We start from the raw sequence: 21,528 nt of genomic DNA, 5'->3' as shown, positions 1-21,528 counted from the left end.
AAATGACAAGCTTACGTCAAACGCATTAAGCCTCAGGAGCTTCTTTAGCTTCTTCAACTTTAGCTTGTGCATTTGCTTGTGATTGAGCATATTCTTTACCAGCAAGAATCGCATCAGCCATAGCAGAAGCATACAAAGTAACTGCACGGATCGCATCGTCATTACCCGGAATAACGTAGTCTACGTTGTCTGGGTTAGAGTTTGTATCAACGATACCGATTACAGGAATACCAAGGTTTTTAGCTTCTTTAATTGCAATTGCTTCGTGATCAACGTCGATTACGAATAATGCGTCAGGTAAACCACCCATGTTCTTAACGCCGCCTAAAGCGCGTTCAAGTTTTTCCATCTCACGAGTACGCTCTAAAGCTTCACGTTTAGTAAGCTTAGCGAAAGTACCATCTTGAGATTGAGTTTGAAGGTCTTTAAGACGGTTGATAGATTGGCGAAGTGTTTTCCAGTTCGTCAACATACCACCTAACCAACGGTGATCAACATATGGTTGACCAGCACGTTGTGCTTGTTCACGGATGATGTTAGAAGCAGCACGTTTCGTACCAACAAACAATACTTTATTCTTTTTGCTAGCAAGGTTGTTAACAAAGTTCAAAGCATCATTTAACGCAGGAACAGTGTGCTCAAGGTTGATGATGTGAATTTTGTTACGCGCACCAAAGATGTATTGACGCATCTTTGGGTTCCAGAAACGTGTTTGGTGACCGAAGTGTGCGCCTGCTTGAAGAAGGTCGCGCATGCTTACGTTGTAATCTGCCATTTTCTTTACCTTAAAGTTTGGGTTAGGCCTCCATATATCCGCATCCTCCACCCTAACGGGCACCCAGAGAAATGTGTCGATATATGTGCGGATTTTATTGCCCCATCGCACAAAGCCCGTGAAATTTATTCACGAAAAAGCATTTGATAAAATGGGCGGCTATTTATACCATAGTCACACACAAATTTCCAAAAGTTTTTAGAGATCATGAACAGTACTTACGAAGCACCCCGTCGACTCATCAAAAGCACTGAAGATATCGAAAAGATGCGTGTGGCTGGACGACTGGCGGCTGAAGTCTTGGATATGATCAAGCCACATATTAAACCAGGTGTGACTACACTTGAGTTAGATACGATTTGTCACGATTATATTGTCAATAAACAAGACGCGATTCCAGCATGTTTAGGTTACGGTGCAGCACCGGGTCGCCCTGCTTTCCAACATGTGATTTGTACGTCTGTAAACCATGTGGTCTGTCACGGCATTCCTTCAGATGCAAAAGTGTTGAAAAAAGGCGATATTTTAAATATTGATGTGACGGTCATTAAAGATGGTTTCCACGGCGATACCAACATGATGTACATCGTGGGTGGCGAAACTTCTATTCTTGCGAATCGTTTATGTAAAGTGGCACAAGAAGCGATGTACCGTGGAATAGCAACAGTGAAGCCAGGTTCAACCATTGGCGACATTGGTCATGCCATTCAACAATATGTCGAATCGGAACGTTTTGGTGTCGTGCGTGAATACTGTGGTCACGGTATTGGAACTGTGTTCCATGACGAACCTCAAGTCTTACACTATGGTCAACCAAACTCAGGCATGATTTTAGAAGAAGGCATGACCTTTACCATTGAGCCAATGGTCAATGGTGGTGACTGGAAAACTAAATTACTGGGCGATAAATGGACGGTAGTGACCAAAGACCATAGTTTGTCTGCACAGTATGAACATACGTTGTTGGTCACTAAAAACGGGGTTGAAGTGTTAACTGCACGTCCTGAAGAAGATTTATCACGTTTTCAGTCTTAAATAATGTCATTGGCATGAAATATGATGCCATCTGTCAAAAAGACCACCTACTGGTGGTCTTTTTTATGACTAAGCAAATATTGGATTTGAAATTTATTCTTTATTTTACAAACAGCTAGAATTAAAAAATATTCAACAGTAGCTTTCTATTACATTCATTCACCTGTAACAAAGATTGCAAGCAAGTAACACGATCACACAAAATGGGTTTTGATATTCACAAATGTCAAAAACACATGTCCTTCAAAAACAACAGCTTTATCGTAGCAGCAACCTTAATAATACGCTCTATAAAAACGAATAGCTAATTTGGACATGGAGTCCCAGAATGAAAAAAACATTGCTTTGTGTAGCAACGTCTCTTGCTGCCTTGCCTATGCTCACACATGCAGATTCACCTTATTTTAGTCTACAAGATGGTGATGGATTTAAACGCTTTTCTGTATCGGTCGGTGCTTTACACGTCATGCCACAAGGTAAAGCTCAACCCTTCCGAGTTAACACATCAGTTAAAGAAGGTGAAACTGCAAAAGTTGGAGATATCAAAGCACAAACGGTGCTCGACAATATCAAGCCAGGAAGTAGCGTCAATCCTCTATTAAAGGCCACTCTTGATGGGCTAGCTTTAATTAATGCTGATGTCCCCTCAGCATTAAGTGGAACTGCTGAAATCCGTGGACTCAGTCAATGGGACAACCCAGGTACGGGTTTAGAAGCCGACGATGTTACTACGCTTGGCATCATGACCAATTACTTTTTTACCGACAATATTTCTTTTGAAATGAAAGCAGGGATTCCACCGAAAGTCGATTTACAAGGTAAAGGAAAAATTTATGCGCCTTTTTCAGCAACTGCAACACCTATGGGCGGAGCTTTAGGAAATTTAGAACTTGAAAATGATATTTTCATTACCGATTTGGAAGCACACGGCCCTGCGGCATCTGCACGTGCGTGGACACCTGCTTTCGAGTTCCAATATCACTTTGGTAAAACAGGTGTGAATAAATTCCGCCCCTATGTCGGTGTTGGAATGATGTATGCCTACTTCAATGAGCTAGAAATTAACCCACAAACAGAAAAAGACTTGATTGCGGCAGGTCATATGATTGCCAATATTAAAGAAGGAAATGCTGGCGCATCACTTGAAGGGAAAAAAAGTTCAGCTAATCCCAAAGTTAAGCTAAAAGCAACTGATGCCTTCGCGCCTATTGCAACTGTCGGTTTCACCTATGACTTTAATGATAAATGGTTTGCTGTCGGTTCCGTGTCCTATGCTCATCTTAAAAATGAAACCACGATCACCGTCAAAGATGCTACGCACGGTGAACTAATCAAATCTACAGCCGATATTGAAATTAACCCCATTCTGGCTTATGCAGGTGTCGGCTACCGGTTCTAAGCTTCAAACAACTACCAAAAAGACGACACCAAGTCGTCTTTTTTCATGAATATTCATTGTTTTTATTGATCAAATAGTCAATTTTTTATCATCGCTTTCAGCAAATAATTCACTTAATATAGCGAACTCTAAGCTCATTGTTTGGTTGAAATATGTCAGAAACTCGTTTTTCCAAACCGCTAATTTACATGCTCATTGGAAGTGCAATAATTCTGGCATTATCACTGGGTGTCCGACATGGCTTTGGACTCTACCTTGTGCCTATGAGTGATGAGTTTGGCTGGGGACATAATGTTTTTAGTCTAGCGATTGCGATGCAAAACCTGATTTGGGGTGCTGCGCAGCCCTTTACAGGCGCATTAGCAGATAAATATGGCTCTAAAATCGTGGTTGCCGTCGGTGGTGTGTTGTATACCATCGGTTTGCTGCTCATGGCAGTCAGCTCTACGGGTTGGTTACTCAACTTAAGTGTCGGTCTTATTTTGGGCCTAGCATTATCTGCGACCTCTTTCTCTGTATTGTTATCCGCGGTGGGTCGTGCTGCACCGCCTGAAAAACGTAGCCTTGCTATGGGTATTGCCAGTGCAGCGGGTTCTTTTGGGCAGTTCATTATGCTGCCGTCAACCTTACTACTGTTACAAAACTTTGGCTGGTCTGCGGCGTTGGTCGTTAGTGCACTTTTAATTGCGATGATTGTTCCACTGGCTTGGATGCTCAAAGCTCCCGCCTTTGTTGTACCGAATGCGTCAACCAACCAAGTTCAGCTCAGCTTTAAAGATATCTTAGTGATTGCGAAAAATCATAAACCGTTTTGGTTCCTATCACTTGGTTTTTTGGTCTGTGGCTTCCAAGTCGTCTTTATAGGTATCCATTTACCTGGCTATTTGATTGACCATGGTTTTAATGCAACCACAGGAACTGTTTTCTTAGCGCTGGTCGGTTTATTTAATATCGTTGGCACCTACACTGCTGGTTGGCTAGGTGGGAAATATTCTAAACCAAAGTTACTGATGGGCTTATATGGGCTCAGAGGCATTGCCATTATTGCCTTTTTGATGCTCCCACTCAGCACAGTCACCATCTATAGCTTTGGTGTAGTGATGGGTTTATTATGGTTATCTACAGTGCCTTTGACCAACGGTATTGTGGCCAATATGTTTGGTATTAAATATCTGAGCATGCTGAGCGGGATCGTGTTCTTTACCCATCAAGTTGGTTCATTTTTCGGTGGATGGCTAGGTGGTGTGAACCATGACGTGACAGGTAATTATGACTTGATTTGGCTGTTTTCTATTATTCTGAGTGTTTTTGGCGTACTGGTACATTTCTTTGTCGATGAAAAGGCGGTTGTCCATGACTAATTCATTTTTATGGCTCAAATGCGGTATCGGCATTAGCATTATTGCGTTGTTTGCTCTGGCTATTAGCCTTTGGCTGAATACGCCTGACCTGTTTGAGTATTTTAATCAGGCATTTTGCGCTCATTAAATCTGCATATTTTGAGCTCAATATTTCATTATAAAAGAAAAGCAATATAATCATCAGCTTAGTATTTTTTAAATTTTTTCATAAGTTTAGAACTACTTTTAATTTTAAGATTACACATATTTTGATTACATTTTCTCTAGACCGCATATCTAGAGAAAATAATCAAAATGACCGCATTAACTCAACTTTCACAAGCGATTCATGATGCCCAGCGTTGGCATCAACCTGAACAATTTCAAAATCCAGAAGAAATACAAATTATCCCACTGGCGGAAGAAGCCTTAGGTGCTGTGGTTTTTGGTTTAGATGCCCGTAAAGCCCAAGCAGGAGAGACCATCTATCGCTTGAAAGAAGCTTTGGCTGAACATCTACTTTTAATTTTTAAAAACCAAACTTTGGATGATCTGCAATATTTAGCCTTTGCCAGCTATTTTGGTTCTATTTTCCGCCCAAGTGCAGACAATCCAGTGCTGGCTAGCCAGACTGACACTGGTGTTCCACCCGATGTGGTTCCTGTTTCTAATGCGGTCGGTCAAGGCGACTATACTGGTCATGGCGAACTCACCCCACATGCCGATCACCAGTGGACACCTCTTCCCTCTTTTGGCTCTCTGCTCTATGCCCTTGAGCTTCCTCAAGACGGTGGACAAACCTCTTGGTTCAATACCATCAAAGCCTATGATGCGCTTCCCGATGACGTCAAAAAGCAGATCGACCAGCTACAGCTGATTACTTATAACCCATTCGTCCGTGCGCAAAGTAATACAGGCAATACGGGTTATGGCGACAGCCCTTATTATCGCTTTAAAGATCAACCCATTTTAGGTCATGCCTATCCTCATCCCTTAGTCCGCACACATCCAGAATCTGGGCGTAAAGCGCTTTGGCTCAATACTCGTTCGGAAGTTGAATTACTCAATGTCGATGATACCGAAGGCAGTGAACTGATTGCTGCACTTCGTACGCATATCCTCAAACCTGGTTTCGCTATGAACATCACTGGGAAACTGGAGATATTGTCTTTTGGGATAATCAGGTGACACTACATTCACGTCGCCCCTTTCCTGTCGATCAACGTCGCTTACTCAAACGTATTAGTCTTGCAGGTGGGCGTCCGTACTAGGCGATAAATAAAATGAATAATTCATTGGCATGACACCAAAATGTCACGATTGTTTTAGATAATCTGTTAAAAAACCAATAAAAAAGCCCATCGTTTGATGGGCTTTTTTATTTCTATGACTTAAGCATTGCGTTTCGCAAAGTCATCCATAAAATTCACTAACGCTTGAACGCCTTCTAGTGGAACCGCATTGTAAATGCTTGCGCGCATCCCACCAACTGAGCGGTGACCCGCAAGGTTCAACAAATGGTTTTCTTCAGCTTCTTTGAGGAAAAGTTTTTCTAAATCTGGATTCGCCAAAGTAAACGGTACATTCATAATTGAACGGTTTTGCACAGCAATTGGGTTCGCATAAAAATCGCTTGCATCGATATAACCATAAAGTAGTTTCGCCTTTTCAAGGTTCACTTTATGAATCGCTTCAACACCGCCTTGTTCAAGCAACCATTCAAATACCAGACCGGATAAGTACCATGCATAGGTCGACGGCGTATTGACCATCGAATCATTCTTCGCTTGTGAAGCGTATTTCAAGATGCTTGGAATTTCAGGTTTAGCTTGATCTAGCAGATCTTCACGAACAATAACCAAGGTTAAACCCGCTGGGCCAATGTTCTTTTGCGCGCCTGCATAGATGATACCAAATTTAGTCACATCAACAGGTGCAGACAAAATACTTGAAGACAGGTCTGCAACCAATGGTGCATTGGTTTCTGGAATAGCCGCAAACTGAAGACCACCAATCGTTTCATTGTCTACATAATGCACATAAGCCGCATCTTGAGATAAGTTCCAAGTGCTTGAGTCTGCAATGGCAAGTTTTCCATCAATTTGCGTACCCGCTTCAATGACGTTGATATCGCCATAGCGCTGCGCTTCTTTTAGTGCTTTCTCAGACCAAATTCCAGTATGGATATAGTCCGCTTTGCTGTTTTTACCCAACAAATTTAAAGGAATCGCGGAGAACTGAAGTGAAGCACCACCTTGAAGGAACAAGACTTTATAGTTCTCTGGAATGTTCATGAGTTTACGTAAATCTGCTTCTGCTTTTTCAGCCACAGCAACATAGTCTTTACTACGGTGACTCATTTCCATGATGGAAAGACCCTTGCCTTGCCAATCAAGCATTTCAGCTTGTGCTTTTTCTAAAACGGCAGTAGGTAATGCAGCAGGACCAGCACAGAAGTTGTACGCGCGCATGATTTTTCCTTTCAAAGTGAAACACAATAAAATGATGGCATTTAACCACAGATAGCCAGTGCTTGCAGTAAATTCAACTGAAAATATTTCAATGTAATCTCACCTTTACAGTCAAAAACTCAATCAAGATCAACGATCCAGTTTTAACTCAGCACTGCTCAATCAATTACAGCAGCGCTTTCCCATTCACCTAAGCTCAAACGAAAGCATTTCCTTTGCTTAAAAATGTCGCTAATCTATTGATATACATTTGCAAATTAAACAATTCAGTAACTGAGTCAGCATTCAGAACAGTTAGATTATGCGTATAATGTGCAAAACATAGAAAAGAGTCGTGCTCATGCCACAAAGACTATTCAACATGCTTAATACACCAGCCAACAAATTCTTATTGCGTACATCACTGCCATCAATCTTGTCATTAAGCATGTTCGGTCTCAGTCTCGGAATCAGCTCGACAACTTTTGCTGCATCCATCAGCTATCAACAAGCTGAGCAAAGTGTGTTACAAGACTCGTTTAGCACACAGGCCACCCAAGCCTTACAACAAGCCTCAAAACTAGAAGCTGAAGCGGTCAAAGGTTTGGGGCTCCCCCGTATCGATCTAAACGTACGTGCCTATGCTTTTCATAATGAACTTGATGTGCCTCTTGGTGCACTCAAAAATAATTTAGAACACACACTTTCTCAAAACATTAATGACCGTATAAATCAACAAAATCTGCCACCTAATATTTCTGACCCGTTAAAAGAAGGTATTAATCAGACCATCCATAATGGTGTCGGGCTTATTCCAGATAACTCTCAAATTACCTTAGAAGATCAAGTCATACGCCCGACCATTTCTGCAATGATGCCGCTTTATACAGGTGGGTTAACCTCAAGTGCGAAACAAGTCGCCAATATCAAAGCAAAACGTAGCGAACTCAATACAAAACAACAGCAAGACCTACAACGCTTTGAGCTGATTCAAGCCTATTTCAATGTTCAACTGCAAAAACAGTTACTCGCGTCTAGCCAATATAATTGGCATGCAATGCAAAAACACTATGACAATGCACTTAAACTTGAACAACAGGGCTTTATTAGTAAAGGCCAGCGCATGCAATTTGAAGTGGCAAAAAACAATGCACAGCGGAGTGAACAAGCCAGTCAGGCCAATTTAAAAGCCAGTTTATTTCAGCTGAATAACCTTTTACAAAGCAGCCAAATTACTGAGCTAACCACACCACTCTTTATTAACAGTACCCAAAACCAAGATTTAAATACTCTACTCAAGTCATATGCAGATCAATCGGCTTTAGTACAAAAACTGCAAATGGACACCCAACTGGCACAAGCCAATGTCACGGCACAAAACGCCGCCAAGAAACCCCATATTTTTGCCTTTGGTGAATATAGTCTGGACGATAAAAATAACTGGATCGTTGGCTTAGCCGCACAGTACAATCTGTTTTCAGGCATTGATAAAAACAAAAATGTCCAAGCAGCAGAGTTACAACGCTACGCTTCTGAACTGATGACAGCACGGACTAAACAAGAAATTGAAAATGTGATTTATAAATCGTATAGCGAAGCCACCACAGCGCAGCAAAGTGATCAGTTATTACAGCAAAATATAAAAGCAGCGCAAGAAAATTTACGTATACAAGAACTGTCCTTTAAAGAAGATATGGGAACAGCGACCCAAGTGATCGATGCACAAAATATGCTCAGCGCCTTAAAAGCAGAAACCGCACTGAATGCCTATAAATATGTCATGTCACTGGCGACGCTTCTACAAAGTCATGGTTCGATCCATCAGTTCCAAACCTATTTTCTGCAACCCAATACGCGATTTATTCGTTAATTCTTTGATGAGAGCCATTTAATGAATCAAGATCAAAACCAATCTGATCCGCAAAAACCTGAAAAACAAGAAGATCAAGCGGTGCCATCAACAGAGGAATTAACCACAAATGATACTCAAGAGCAGGCACAGACTGAGAGCGAACAGACTGAGCCAGCATTAGCCAATACAAACCCCGAGCAAAAGTCCAAAGCGATCAAGCTGATTGGGGGACTCGCTCTTATTATTCTATTCATCGTGATTGCTTTTGGACTGTGGAAGGCCTATCAACCGAAAACGGTTGAAATCCAAGGTCGGGTTGAGGCAGAAACGATCCATGTCAGTACCAAAGTACCGAGCCGAATTGATGAGATTTATGTACATGACGGACAGAAGATCAGCAAATACCAAGAACTCGTTCGACTGTATAGCCCTGAAGTCGATGCCAAAAAACAGCAAGCACTGGCCAGCTTACAGGCTGCCTTAGCACTCCAGTCCACCGCTGACCGTGGCTCTCAGGAAGAAAATATTGCGAGTTTATACGCCAACTGGCAAGCACTGAAAGCACAGCAAACTTTGGCACAAACCACCTATCAACGTGGTGCAAACTTGTACCAACAAGGTGTCATCTCACGCCAACGCCGCGATGAAATGCATGCTGCGGCGCAATCAGCTGCTCAAATGACAGAAGCCGCATATCAACAATATGCTCGGGCTGAACGTGGCAGCACTCCACAGCAAAAAAGTTCAGCAGATGCGCAAGTGCAAATTGCAAAAGCAGCTGTTGCTGAAGTCAATGCACTTGAAGCTGAAACCAAACTACTCTCACCTATTGACGGTACCGTGTCTAAAACCTATGGCAAACCCTCTGAATTGGTAGCGATGGGGGTACCGATTGTCAGTATTATTCAAGATCGCGAGCTTTGGGTATCACTGAATATTCGTGAAGACCAATACGCCAACATCTATCAAGCAAAACAAATTGAAGGCTTTATTCCAGCCTTAAATCTACATACCAACTTTAATATTAAGAATATTGATGCCGAAGGCGAATTTGCCACTATTAAGACTACACGCCAAACAGGAGGCTATGACATTCGTAGCTTTAAAGTTCATTTGACGCCTACGCAAGCCATTCCAGACCTAAAAGTTGGCATGAGTGTGTTGTTTAAAGTCAAAGAGAGCAAATAATGCTAAGCGGGCTACTGCGGGAACTGAACTATTTACTCAAACATAAGTGGGATCTATGTTTAGTCACGCTTGCCCCACTGTTTATTATCGTGCTGTTTTCCAGCATGTTTGCCCAAGGCAAGCCTGAACATTTGCCTATTGCGATTATTGACCAAGACCAAAGTGAGCTAAGCCAAAACATACAGCGCTACTTAAGACTCAACCATACCTTAGATGTCGCCATCGTCAGTGATCAAAATACCGAAGTTGAAAAGCTGCTGAACCAAACCAAAGTTTGGGGTTACGTCAGTATCCCCAATGGCGCCGAACAACGTTTTGTTCAAGCTAAAGATGCTGAAATCAGCATAGCCTATAACCAAAGTTACTTTAGTGTGGGTAACACCATTTCATCAGCCATGTTACTCAGTACAGTTGAAGCCATGGCGGACTATGCTGGTGAAAGCTATTTAGAAAATACTATTCCTTATTTAGATGTACCTACGCCACACGTTAAAATTTCGACCTTATACAATCCAAATTTGAGTTATGAGTTCTATTTAGAACCCTTTATGATTCCTGCGATTTTACATTTATTGCTCTGCTGTTGTGTCGCATTTTCAGTCGGTCAGGAATTTAAGTTTCATACAACACAAAACTGGCTAAACAACCAATCTGCTTTTAAAGCCATCCTCACTAAAAACCTGACCTATGTACTTATTTTTAGCTTATGGACATGGGCGTGGATGTTTTGGCTGATTGAAATTCGCGGTTGGTTTGTTGCAGGTCAGCTTTGGTTGATCATGTTGGCACAGCTTTTATTTTATAGCGCCTATGCCTTGATCAGTAGCACCATTGTTTTAGCCACCAACAACTTATCCAAAACCTTTGGTTTAATTGCTGTGTACGGCGGCTCATCACTCAGTTTTGCAGGAGTGACCCTCCCCTTAAATAACGCACCACTGTTTACCAAATTTTGGGCCAATATTATCCCTTACACACCCTATGCAAAATTACAAACCGAACAATGGGTCATTGGTAGCCCAATCAGTTCATCGCTGTTGCCTTTACTCATACTTCTCCTCTATGTGGTCTTTTACACTGTAACCTCTGTCCTGCTGCTCAAAAAACGAAGCAAAGGAGCAGTATCATGAAGTCATTTTTGCACTATTACCTCAAGACATTTAAAGACATTATCGCTAATCAGTCGATTTTAACCACGCTCATCCTCTCGGTAATTTTCTATAGTGTTTTCTATCCGACTGCCTACAAAGCACAGCAAGCAGAAGCTTTGCCGATTGTAATTGTGGATGAAGAACAAAGTATCGTGACCAATAACATCATTCAGCAAGTTTCGCTCAGTCCAAATGTTGAAGTGAAAGCTGTGACGGGCAATTTCCTCGATGCTGAAAATATGATTAAACAACAGCAAGCCGATGGTATTTTGCTCTTACCCGTAAATCTTTCCAACAGTCTTCGGCATGGCGAAGTCGGTGGGATTGGGCTCTATCTCAGCGCGGCAAACTTCTTAAAAACCAAGCAAATTGGACTAGGTCTCGCTACCTCAATTGAAAATGCTGTACGCGAGCACGTGGAAAAATTTGGCAATATCTCGCATTTTTCCCCAGCCATTTCCATTCATCAAACGCCGCTTTTTAACACCATGTCGGGTTATGGCAGTTATATCTTCCCCGCCATTGCTCCGCTGATTATTCATCAAACCATCGTGCTCGGTTTAGGGATGTTATTGGGCGGATACCGCGAACAGAAATGGCGACCAACGACGACGGAATTTTTTGCGATTTTTTGCGCCATTCTGACCATTGGTATGCTCGGTTGTTTATATTTATTTGGCTTTATTTATTGGTTAAATGACTACCCACATGGGGGAAATTTTAGTGGTATGTTACTGGCCGTGCCAATTTTTATAGGCTGTATCGTGGCTTTAGGCATGTTAATTTCAACATTTTTCGATATGCCTGAACGTGCAGGACATGTCATTGTATTTACCTCTATTCCGCTATTTCTACTTTCAGGAACAGCATGGCCACACGCCGCAATGCCCGCTTGGATGCAATACTTGGGCAATGTTTTGCCATCGACCCAAGGGATTCAAATGTTTATTCAACTGAACCAAATGGGTGTACCAACTGCACTTATTCTGCCTAAACTACTGTATCTCTTTGTGTTTGGTATAGCGTGCGCAGCATTTGCTTATTGGCGTCTCAAGCGTCGCTAAATTTTAGAACGTATTGATAGCAATCCTACCCATTTAATCCGTTGAAGCCCCATAAAGTTTGACATCAAAGCTACGAATTTTTGTGCTTCCGCCGGCTTTGTCAAAACCAACATCGTATTGAACTAGGTTTTTATTGCTATAAGCATACTCATAGGTAACTGCGTACAAACTTGGCTTTTCTGTCGATTTTTCAATGTGTTTTGATACAATTTTTTGAGTCGTTATGGCTTGTTTAGGAATCGATTTTGCAAATTTTCGCATGTCTTTTTCATGAGTTTTAAATTCACGCTGTAACTCTGGCTCAAAATAAGTATAGAGCTGCGGAAAATCACCCTGAGTAAAGGCTTGATAAGCTTGCTGAGCCACTTTCTCTTGAGCAGGACTCGGATTTGGGATCGAATCCAATGCCTGTTGTCCCAATTTATCACACGCTGTTAAAGCCAACACACAACTCAAAACCAGTAATTTTGCTTTCATAAAATCTTATCCACCACTAGGTCATCGCCAATATGAAAAAGGACGCCGAAGCGCCCTTTTCTTTTTCATTCAGTTAGTCTTCGTTCGATGTATTGGTATCTGTAGTATTTTCAGATGCATCTACATTTACTTCGTCAACCACAGTTTCTTCAGTTGTTTCAATAGAAGCATCTAAAATATCATCTTCGACTTCAACTGCTTCAACAGCAACGACACCGACCAAGATTTCTTCATTACCTAAACGAATCAGACGTACACCTTGTGCATTACGACCCGTTCTAGCAACTTCAGAAGCACGAGTACGAACTAAAGTACCGCCATCAGAAATCAACATCAACTCTTTAGATTCATCAATTGCAACCGCACCGACCAACTCACCGTTACGTTCAGATGTTTTGATGGCAATAACACCTTTACCACCACGTTTCTTGGTTGGGAAGTCATCAACAGGCGTACGTTTCCCATAACCATTTGCAGAAGCACACAGTACTTCGCCAGTTTCAGGTACAACAACTAATGAAACAATACGGCTCGCCACATTTAAATCAGAAGATTCTTCATCATCTGAATCTGTGTCAGTTTCAACATCATCTTCGGCCTGGGCTGCAGCTAAAGTGACGCGCATACCACGTACCCCTTTTGCAGTTCGCCCCATCACACGTGCATCAGTTTCAGAGAAGCGGATTGCTTTACCTTCATTTGAGAACAACATGATTTGCTGTTCGCCATCGGTGATTGCAACACCAATCAAGGTATCTTCTTCTTTTAGCTCAATTGCACGTAAGCCATTTGAACGAACATTACTAAATTGTTCTAATTCAACACGCTTGACCGTACCAGATGCAGTTGCCATAAATACAAAGAAGTTCTTACGCATTTTCTCTGCAAGATCAGCAAATTCAACAACGGTTTCATTGTCCAAATCTGTTGTTGAAAGCTCAACACCCAACTCTTTCAATTGCTTACGTAATGCATCAGAGAGTTCATCAGCATCTTCAGCCAACTCATCGAATGAAGCTTTTAACGCTTCATAATGCGCGTCGATAATACTATTTTCACGTAATATCGCGACATTGCTACGCACAAAGTTTTTGAACTCAGCTAAGCGTTCTTTAAATTTCTTCGGCGCATCAATCACAGGAAGAATTGCTGTGATCGTCTCATCGGCATCCAGTGGCAATAAGTTCACCATTGGGCGACCTTTCGAACCACGCGATGCTTGAGGCACTTCAAACACTCTCAGGCGATAGACTTTACCAACATTGGTAAAGCACAACACTGTGGCATGGTTAGATGTCACAATCAGATGCTGGATGTAGTCATCTTCTTTCATCGAGGTCGCAGATTTACCACGTCCACCACGACGCTGCGCAGCATAGTCTGAAAGCGGTTGTGTTTTCGCATAACCTGTTTTTGAAACAGTCAGTACCACTTGCTCTTCAGGAATTAAATCTTCACGCGAGAAGTCAATACGAGACTCAACAATTGCGGTACGACGAGCATCGCCGTATTGTTGCAAAATTAAAGCTAATTCTTCTTTAATCACTGCCATCAATAAATTGAAGTCATTTAAAATAGCTGTGAGTTCAGCAATTTGACCTAAAATTTCAGTATATTCAGCTTGTAACTTGTCTTGTTCAAGACCCGTTAAACGGTGCAAACGAAGCTCAAGAATCGCACCGACTTGCGCAGGCGATAAACGATAAATCTGACCATCTAAACCAAACGGGCGGCTTGGATCTTCACCTTCAATTTCGTCGGGACGTACAGAAACAGAACCTGCTTTTTCAAGCAGTGCAATTACATTGCCTGCTGCCCACTCACCTGCTTGTAAACGCTCACGCGCCTCAGCCGGGTTTGCAGAAGTTTTAATGGTTTCAATGATCGCATCAATATTTGCTAATGCTACCGTCAAACCTTCTAAAATATGACCACGTTCACGTGCTTTGCGCAACTCAAACATGGTACGACGCGTCACTACTTCTTGGCGGTGACGAATAAATGCCGCAACAATGTCTTTCAAGTTCATTAACTTTGGTTGGCCGTTGTCTAAGCACACCATGTTAATGCTGAAAGAGTTTTCCAACTGCGTGTTTTGGAATAAGTTATTTACCACAACTTCAGCGTTTTCACCACGCTTTAAGTCGATCGCAATACGCATCCCATCTTTGTCAGATTCGTCACGTAGCTCAGAAATACCTTCCAGTTTTTTCTCTTTCACCAACTCAGCGATACGTTCAATGGTTTTCGCTTTGTTGACTTGATATGGAATTTCTGTGAAAACGATCGTGGTACGACCTGTTTTTTGGTCTTCTTCAAAGTGGTATTTACCACGAATATGCAAACGACCTTTACCCGTACGGTAAGCATCAACAATGCCGGCTTTACCGTAAATAATGCCACCAGTAGGAAAGTCTGGACCCGAAATATATTCCATCAATCCTTCAATTGAAATATTTGGGTTTTCAGCATAGGCCAAACAAGCGTTCACTACTTCAGTCATGTTATGCGGCGCCATATTGGTCGCCATACCCACAGCAATACCTGTAGTACCGTTAATCAGTAAGTTCGGAATACGCGTTGGCATCACTTGCGGAATACGTTCAGAGCCGTCGTAGTTGTCTTCCCAATCCACCGTATCTTTTTCAAGATCGGCAAGGATTTCATGAGTCAACTTACGCATACGAACTTCGGTATAACGCATCGCAGCTGCGCTATCGCCATCGACCGAACCAAAGTTCCCCTGACCATCAACCAATTGATAACGCAAACTAAAGTCTTGAGCCATACGAACAATGGTTTCATAAACAGCAGAATCACCGTGTGGGTGATATTTACCGATCACATCACCAACCACGCGGGCAGACTTTTTATAAGCTTTGTTGTAGTCATTACCCAATTCGTGCATTGCATAAAGCACACGACGATGAACAGGTTTTAGACCATCTCGAACATCTGGCAAAGCACGAGAAACAATCACGCTCATTGCATAGTCAAGATACGAGTTCTTGAGTTCATCCTCAATCGCAATCGGTCTGATTTCCGATACGCTCATGCATACTCCTTATTCTACAAACGTAAAACCGCTTGCATTTATATGTCGTAAAACTTGCAAAATTATTAGTTCAAAATACTGAACTAAAAACTGAAATATAGCCGTAAATTATAGCATAAACACTCTGATTTTTGTGTCACGTCACCACAGTTAATCTCGTTAATTTTCTTTAATTTAGGGGTTATTTTTTACACATGTATAGTATGTACATTTACAGCTCCATCACATTCCCTATTAACATCGCATAAAATGCAAAAAAGCCCTCATTTTTGAGAGCTTTAAGTCATGTCTCGCCTATCTTTGGACTTAATGATCAATGTCCTGCTTATCGCGCTGCATAATGTGAAATGCCACCATAAACAAACCCAGTATTAAAGGAAACTCATGCAGCTCCTCCATAAGGTCTTTATAGGCAATTTGATGTAAGAAAATTCCACCATAAATACGGCTGTGCTCAATGCCGTCAGAAATAATCAATCCCAACACTGTGAGCAGCATTGCCCAAGCAGGTATCGCAATGTTCTTCATTTTTATCGCAATCTCATCGCGCAGTGGTTTAACCAACAACATAAATACAACTGAACCAATCAAAACCACCGAGCTGCCACGAAAATATACTTTGGGGACTTCAGGAAAATAGTCTCTGCCCCAACTGGTGCTACGCCCAAATAGAAGCAACCACCACAGTACAGCTCAAATCCAAAAATAATTTTTACCCTCAGGCAGACGCATCGGTTGCATGTAAAAATAACTAAATACAGCAAATATCAATAAAAGTAACGCTTGAATATTTTCCACGCCACGTACAACAGCACCACCTAAAAGTGGAAACTGTAGATCAGCTAAAAATGGAAAGATTAAACACAGAACAGCAAGGATCAGAACAGACCAAGATACGCGAGTATCAATCAGCAAGATTACAACCCCTAACTTAACAAAAAAAGTTTTATGTAAGTTAAGCTTAAAAATGGATGGCAAATAGTATCATAAATCTGAATATTCAGATGCATACTCATCTTAAGAAATGCTTAAATTTTCATTATTATTTTCAGAATACAAGGACTTAAAATAACAAAATAAATATCAAGTGATTTTGATTTTTTATAATATTGAGAATGATTTACGCGCATAAAAAAACGCTCCTGCACATGGCAGTTAAGCATTGCTTAAACTGCTTGCACAAAAGCGTTTTTTTGAAACGTTGTCAGGAATTAGATTTTAGATACTAACTCCGGAACAACGGTATTCAAATCACCTACTAACCAGTAGTCAGCAACTGCATTGATCGGTGCTTCTTCGTCTTTGTTGATCGCAACGATCACTTTAGAGTCTTTCATACCTGCCAAGTGCTGGATCGCACCAGAGATACCTACAGCGATATACAGATCAGGCGCAACAATTTTACCTGTTTGGCCTACTTGCATGTCGTTTGGAACAAAACCAGCGTCAACCGCAGCACGTGATGCACCTTGAGCGGCGCCCAATTTGTCAGCCAATGGATCAAGAACAGTATGGTAGTTCTCACCTGAACCCACACCACGACCACCTGAAACCACGATACGCGCAGCAGTTAATTCTGGGCGTTCAGATTTCACGATCTCTTCAGCAACAAACTTAGAGATACCCGCATCTTTTGCTTCGCTTACAGCTTCAACCGCAGCAGAACCACCTTCAGCAGCGACAGGGTCAAATGCTGTACCACGTACAGTACCAACAATGATTGCTTCATCAGACTGAACTGTTGCAATCGCGTTACCTGCATAGATTGGACGCTTGAACGTATTTGCCGATTCAACAGCAATGATGTCTGTGATCATGCTCACGTCAAGAAGTGCAGCCACACGTGGAAGAATATTCTTACCCGTTGTAGTTGATGCAGCCAATACGTGCTTGAAACCACCTTTAGCAATATCTGCAACCAAAGCTGCAACGTTTTCAGCCAATTGGTTTGCGTAAACTGCGTTGTCAGCAAGTAATACTTTGCTTACACCCGCAACTTTTGCAGCAGCATCAGCAACTGCTTGAGCGCCAGAACCAGCAACTAATACAGTGATATCACCACCGATTTTTTGAGCTGCAGCAACAACGTTTAAAGTTGCGCCATTTAGTGCTTTGTTGTCGTGCTCAGCGATAACTAAAATACTCATGATTTTATCCTTCTGTATTAGATCACTTTCGCTTCATTTTTTAGTTTTTCTACAAGTTCGTCTACAGACTTCACTTGTACGCCCGCTTTACGTTCAGCAGGCGCTTCAACTTTAACTGTTTTAAGTTTAGTTGTTGTAGAAACACCAAAATCAGCAGGAGACTTCGTATCCAGTGGTTTTTTACGCGCTTTCATGATGTTTGGAAGAGCAGCATAACGTGGCTCGTTTAAACGCAAGTCAGTGGTGATGATCGCTGGAAGTGCAAGTTCAACAGTTTGTAAACCACCGTCGATTTCACGAGTTACTTGTACTTTGTCGCCATCAACTTTAACTTCAGAAGCAAAAGTACCTTGACCTGCACCTAGAAGCGCACCAAGCATTTGGCCAACTTGGTTAGAGTCATCATCAATTGCTTGCTTACCAAGAAGAATCAACTGAGGTTGTTCAGCGTCAACAACGCCTTTCAACACTTTCGCAATTTCTAATGCACCCAGTTGGCTGTCATCAGCTTCAACCAAGATACCACGGTCAGCACCAAGCGCCATTGCAGAACGGATTTGCTCTTGCGCTTCTTTAGGACCAATAGAAACTACGATGATTTCTGAAACAGTTCCTTTTTCTTTTAAGCGAACCGCTTCTTCCACTGCGATTTCACAGAATGGGTTAATTGACATTTTAACGTTGGTTAAGTCAACACCACTGTTGTCCGGCTTAACGCGAACTTTAACGTTGGCATCAACCACACGTTTTACAGCAACAAGAGCCTTCATGTAATCCTCGGCTGTTTTAGCAAATGTAAATGTTGAGAAAAGTTAGTTTAACTCTTCACTTAAATTTTTTTAGGTGCCCTATCTTGCAATGTGTATGGCATTTCGGTCAAGTCACAATTCACCAAAGAGCTGTAAAAATGCGTAAATTTAGCTGAACGACGCGTTCATACTTTTTTGTACGCACTATATTTGCACAAAATCGCACTCAGATTAAGTTATGATTTTTATTATATTTTTAGCTGATTTACATTATTCAAAGATTTGATTTCTTTTCTCTAATATTCACCATTAAATAGATTATTGACTGTCTGTTCACATCTTTATCAGGCTTCATAAATCTGTCATTTAAGATAGATCAGACAGCCTTAGATTCAAATACTCATTATTCTAGACATACGATGACACAATATTGCTGTTTGATTAGCCAATCCAAAAAAATTCCTCAAAAAAAGCATGCCATTCTGACATGCTTCTCTGGGTTTAATTGGCAATCAGCCATGTCGCGGCCAATGCCAACAGCCCACCTGAAGTACCATCAATCCATTTTTGCTTACGTTCATCTATTGGGGCCTTCTGTGTCAGTTTTGCAAAAACCAGACTCAAACTACAGTAGACCACAAAAATCATCGCGATAAAGAGTAAAGATAAAATCAAACCTTGACTGACAGTGTTGGCAGATTTATCGATAAATTGCGGCAAGATTGCAAAATAGATAAGCATACCTTTAGGATTTAATAGTGCGGTAAAAAAGCCTTTTTTGATCGGGTTATTTTCCGTTTTTCGGTCTAGTTGCAATTTTTTAGTGCTAAAAACCGACTTTAATAAACCAAAGGCCAAATACAACAAATATGCAATGCCCAACCAGCGGATGGTTTCAAATAAAAGCGGGAAAGACACAATAATGGCAGCAATACCCAAAGCCACTAAAATTGAATGTAGTAAATAGCCTGTACATACGCCGACAGTCGCCATCATGCCTGCTTTTGCATCTTTGCCCATAACTTGAGACAGAATAAATAACATATCTGGCCCAGGTGTAAAAATCAGCGGCAGCACGGTCAGTGCAAAGAGTACATATACAGACATTTCTTTTCCCCTTTCATCCATTAGAAAGTGAAAATTAGTATGTGCGAAATAATACAAAATTGGCTTTCAATTTATTCTATAATAAAACGTATTTTTCAAATTATATTCTAAGATATGAAACAATCACCAAAGTCTGTGCGCATAAAACTTGACCGTATTGATAAAAATATCATTCGCCACTTACAAGACAATGGCCGTATTCAAAATAATGACTTAGCACGAGAAATCGGTCTATCACCGTCTTCATGCCTAAGACGCGTCAAACTATTAGAAGAAGCAGGTGTTATTCAAAATTATACCACAGTGGTCGATCCACAAAAAATTGGCCTTCAACTGATTCTGTTCTCGCGTATTTGGCTGGTCGGTCAAGATGCCGAAACCATCGACACCTTTATTGAAGCCATGAAAGAGCTCCCTCAAGTCATGGAATGCTACATTATTTTAGGGGAATGCGATGCAATGCTGAAAGTTGTAGTACCTGATTTAGAAAGCTATCGTGAATTCCAATCCACGCATTTGACCAAAAAGAATGGCATTACCAGTGTCAAAACAGACTTGCCAAGTCAAATCATTAAACAAAGTTTCCAACTCCCGCTCGATGAAATCTAATGTCAGCGCATTTCAATTTTGCGATAGAAACGGCGCGTTTACGTCTAAGAGCTTGGCGCGCAGATGACTTTCCTGCATTTGCGCAGTTAAATGCCGATGCTCAAGTGATGCGTTATTTTCCTAGTCCACTCACGCAAACAGAAAGCGATGCCCTTGCGCAAACGTTTCAGCAATTCATCAATCAAAATGGTTGGGGCTTTTGGGCAGTCGAACTGAAGCATAGTCAGGAATTCATTGGGTTTACAGGCTTACATGCTCAAGCTGAGTGCTTTGGTTTTTCACCCTGTGTCGAAATTGGTTGGCGATTGGACTCGAAGTTTTGGCATCAGGGTTATGCCACAGAAGCTGCACAGGCTTGCCTATATTTCGCTTTTTCGGTTTTAGACTTGGATAAGGTTGTTGCTTTTACCACAGTTCAAAATAGGGCTTCTGAAGCGGTAATGAAACGTCTTGGCATGCAACATCGTGGCTATTTTAATCATCCTAAACTCGACCAAAATAGCCCACTACTTCGACATACACTCTATGCCATTAAGCCAACTGACTTTCTAAAAAATCACGATGAATATGACTTAAATCAATCAATTCATATTGTCCAAGATTAAAAATTTTCCAGACTTCAAGAAAGTCGTCTTTCAAATCAATGCTATTTGAGGGCTGTGCGGTCGCTTGCCACTGTAAATCGGAAATCCATAAATAGTATTGCCCAGTCTCTGCATTAAAAGCTTGAACTTTACCTGCTGCATTGACGCCTTGAACAAATGCATTTTCAGGCAATACAGGTTCAATATTGGCTAAACTAATTTCAACAAAGTGTTTGACCTGACGCAAACCATAGCCAGCAAAAATATCTTTTTGCGCGGAGCTGAGTTGATCATACTTTGCTTGTATATCTGAAATCATATACTGACCTATTTTCGCATTTGTCATCTTCAATATAAGCTTAAATCTACCGTTTCATTAAACTGGAACATTAAGCCCATCCTCTTTTAAGTTTATACTCTATTTTTTGCCGATTTATTATTCTACAAAAGTTCATAATCACACTTTTTCTAACAAAAGTGAGCGATCATTGCTACTTATTGATCAAGTTTATTAAAGCAAGAATAATGCCGAATCTCACAGACCGC

Annotated in this window: 18 protein-coding genes and 2 pseudogenes; 11 read left to right on the top strand and 9 right to left on the bottom strand. The window is 41.3% G+C overall.

Annotated elements, in window-relative coordinates:
- Nucleotides 1-25: 25 nt before the first annotated feature.
- Nucleotides 26-775, bottom strand: a complete 750-nt coding sequence (gene rpsB, locus AC4MC0_RS04855) for a 30S ribosomal protein S2 (protein ID WP_004982536.1) — start codon at nt 773-775, stop codon at nt 26-28.
- A 207-nt stretch (nt 776-982) separates the two neighbouring features.
- Here rpsB and map point away from each other — a divergent pair, with 207 nt between their 5' ends.
- The 5 genes and pseudogenes from map to AC4MC0_RS04830 all read left to right on the top strand — a co-directional run bounded on the left by map (nt 983) and on the right by AC4MC0_RS04830 (nt 5,820).
- Entirely contained in the window at nt 983-1,810 is an 828-nt protein-coding gene (gene map, locus AC4MC0_RS04850) for a type I methionyl aminopeptidase (RefSeq protein WP_491887301.1), read from the top strand.
- Nucleotides 1,811-2,138: 328 nt separating this feature from the next.
- Nucleotides 2,139-3,209, top strand: a complete 1,071-nt coding sequence (locus AC4MC0_RS04845) for an OmpW/AlkL family protein (protein WP_335998490.1) — start codon at nt 2,139-2,141, stop codon at nt 3,207-3,209.
- Between the two features lie 152 nt (nt 3,210-3,361).
- Entirely contained in the window at nt 3,362-4,570 is a 1,209-nt protein-coding gene (locus AC4MC0_RS04840) for an MFS transporter (RefSeq protein ID WP_087013304.1), read from the top strand.
- Complete coding sequence (locus AC4MC0_RS04835) at nt 4,563-4,697, top strand: hypothetical protein (protein ID WP_004982541.1); 135 nt, start codon at nt 4,563-4,565, stop codon at nt 4,695-4,697. The genes AC4MC0_RS04840 and AC4MC0_RS04835 overlap by 8 nt, the downstream gene beginning before the upstream one ends.
- Nucleotides 4,698-4,864: 167 nt before the next feature.
- Nucleotides 4,865-5,820: pseudogene (locus AC4MC0_RS04830) on the top strand (TauD/TfdA dioxygenase family protein).
- A 120-nt stretch (nt 5,821-5,940) separates the two neighbouring features.
- Here the strand turns inward: AC4MC0_RS04830 and serC are convergent.
- Nucleotides 5,941-7,020, bottom strand: coding sequence for a 3-phosphoserine/phosphohydroxythreonine transaminase (gene serC, locus AC4MC0_RS04825; RefSeq protein WP_004982544.1), 1,080 nt, complete (start codon nt 7,018-7,020; stop codon nt 5,941-5,943).
- Nucleotides 7,021-7,360: 340 nt separating this feature from the next.
- Between serC and AC4MC0_RS04820 the strand changes: the two genes are divergently transcribed.
- From AC4MC0_RS04820 to AC4MC0_RS04805, 4 genes are read left to right on the top strand one after another with little or no spacing between them, the layout of a single operon-like run.
- Complete coding sequence (locus tag AC4MC0_RS04820; protein WP_418655263.1) at nt 7,361-8,869, top strand: TolC family protein; 1,509 nt, start codon at nt 7,361-7,363, stop codon at nt 8,867-8,869.
- Nucleotides 8,870-8,890: 21 nt separating this feature from the next.
- Nucleotides 8,891-10,039, top strand: coding sequence for an HlyD family secretion protein (locus AC4MC0_RS04815; protein WP_491887300.1), 1,149 nt, complete (start codon nt 8,891-8,893; stop codon nt 10,037-10,039).
- The gene (locus AC4MC0_RS04810) at nt 10,039-11,169 is read left to right on the top strand and encodes an ABC transporter permease (RefSeq protein WP_335998492.1); all 1,131 of its coding nucleotides are present in this window, start codon (nt 10,039-10,041) and stop codon (nt 11,167-11,169) included. Before AC4MC0_RS04815 ends, AC4MC0_RS04810 begins: the two co-directional genes overlap by 1 nt.
- Entirely contained in the window at nt 11,166-12,254 is a 1,089-nt protein-coding gene (locus AC4MC0_RS04805; protein WP_335998493.1) for an ABC transporter permease, read from the top strand. The genes AC4MC0_RS04810 and AC4MC0_RS04805 overlap by 4 nt, the downstream gene beginning before the upstream one ends.
- 33 nt (nt 12,255-12,287) lie before the next feature.
- On the opposite strand, the gene AC4MC0_RS04800 is transcribed toward AC4MC0_RS04805, so the two are convergent.
- The 6 genes and pseudogenes from AC4MC0_RS04800 to AC4MC0_RS04775 form a co-directional block, all read right to left on the bottom strand.
- The gene (locus AC4MC0_RS04800) at nt 12,288-12,731 is read right to left on the bottom strand and encodes a DUF3887 domain-containing protein (protein ID WP_335998494.1); all 444 of its coding nucleotides are present in this window, start codon (nt 12,729-12,731) and stop codon (nt 12,288-12,290) included.
- A 73-nt stretch (nt 12,732-12,804) separates the two neighbouring features.
- Complete coding sequence (gene gyrA / locus AC4MC0_RS04795) at nt 12,805-15,786, bottom strand: DNA gyrase subunit A (RefSeq protein ID WP_335998495.1); 2,982 nt, start codon at nt 15,784-15,786, stop codon at nt 12,805-12,807.
- A 306-nt stretch (nt 15,787-16,092) separates the two neighbouring features.
- Nucleotides 16,093-16,701, bottom strand: a pseudogene (locus AC4MC0_RS04790) (hypothetical protein).
- 296 nt (nt 16,702-16,997) lie between these two features.
- The gene (locus AC4MC0_RS04785) at nt 16,998-17,933 is read right to left on the bottom strand and encodes an FAD-binding protein (protein WP_004982561.1); all 936 of its coding nucleotides are present in this window, start codon (nt 17,931-17,933) and stop codon (nt 16,998-17,000) included.
- A gap of 17 nt (nt 17,934-17,950) precedes the next feature.
- The gene (locus AC4MC0_RS04780) at nt 17,951-18,703 is read right to left on the bottom strand and encodes an electron transfer flavoprotein subunit beta/FixA family protein (RefSeq protein WP_005400499.1); all 753 of its coding nucleotides are present in this window, start codon (nt 18,701-18,703) and stop codon (nt 17,951-17,953) included.
- Between the two features lie 480 nt (nt 18,704-19,183).
- Nucleotides 19,184-19,789, bottom strand: a complete 606-nt coding sequence (locus tag AC4MC0_RS04775; protein WP_125273272.1) for a LysE family translocator — start codon at nt 19,787-19,789, stop codon at nt 19,184-19,186.
- Nucleotides 19,790-19,903: 114 nt separating this feature from the next.
- On the opposite strand from AC4MC0_RS04775, the gene AC4MC0_RS04770 reads away from it, so the two are divergent.
- Both AC4MC0_RS04770 and AC4MC0_RS04765 read left to right on the top strand, forming a co-directional pair.
- Nucleotides 19,904-20,398: an Lrp/AsnC family transcriptional regulator gene (locus AC4MC0_RS04770; RefSeq protein WP_004695793.1), complete on the top strand. Its 495-nt coding sequence runs from the start codon at nt 19,904-19,906 to the stop codon at nt 20,396-20,398.
- The gene (locus AC4MC0_RS04765) at nt 20,398-21,003 is read left to right on the top strand and encodes a GNAT family N-acetyltransferase (protein ID WP_335998496.1); all 606 of its coding nucleotides are present in this window, start codon (nt 20,398-20,400) and stop codon (nt 21,001-21,003) included. The genes AC4MC0_RS04770 and AC4MC0_RS04765 overlap by 1 nt, the downstream gene beginning before the upstream one ends.
- Here AC4MC0_RS04765 and AC4MC0_RS04760 read toward each other — a convergent pair.
- Nucleotides 20,930-21,328: a hypothetical protein gene (locus AC4MC0_RS04760; protein ID WP_087013279.1), complete on the bottom strand. Its 399-nt coding sequence runs from the start codon at nt 21,326-21,328 to the stop codon at nt 20,930-20,932. The two genes, AC4MC0_RS04765 and AC4MC0_RS04760, sit on opposite strands and share 74 nt — an antisense overlap.
- Nucleotides 21,329-21,528: the final 200 nt, after the last annotated feature.

Source organism: Acinetobacter sp. CAU_H_S139_7 (assembly GCF_058599305.1).
The sequence above is the reverse complement of the archived record's forward strand: the minus strand, read 5'-3'. Positions and strand labels throughout refer to the sequence as shown.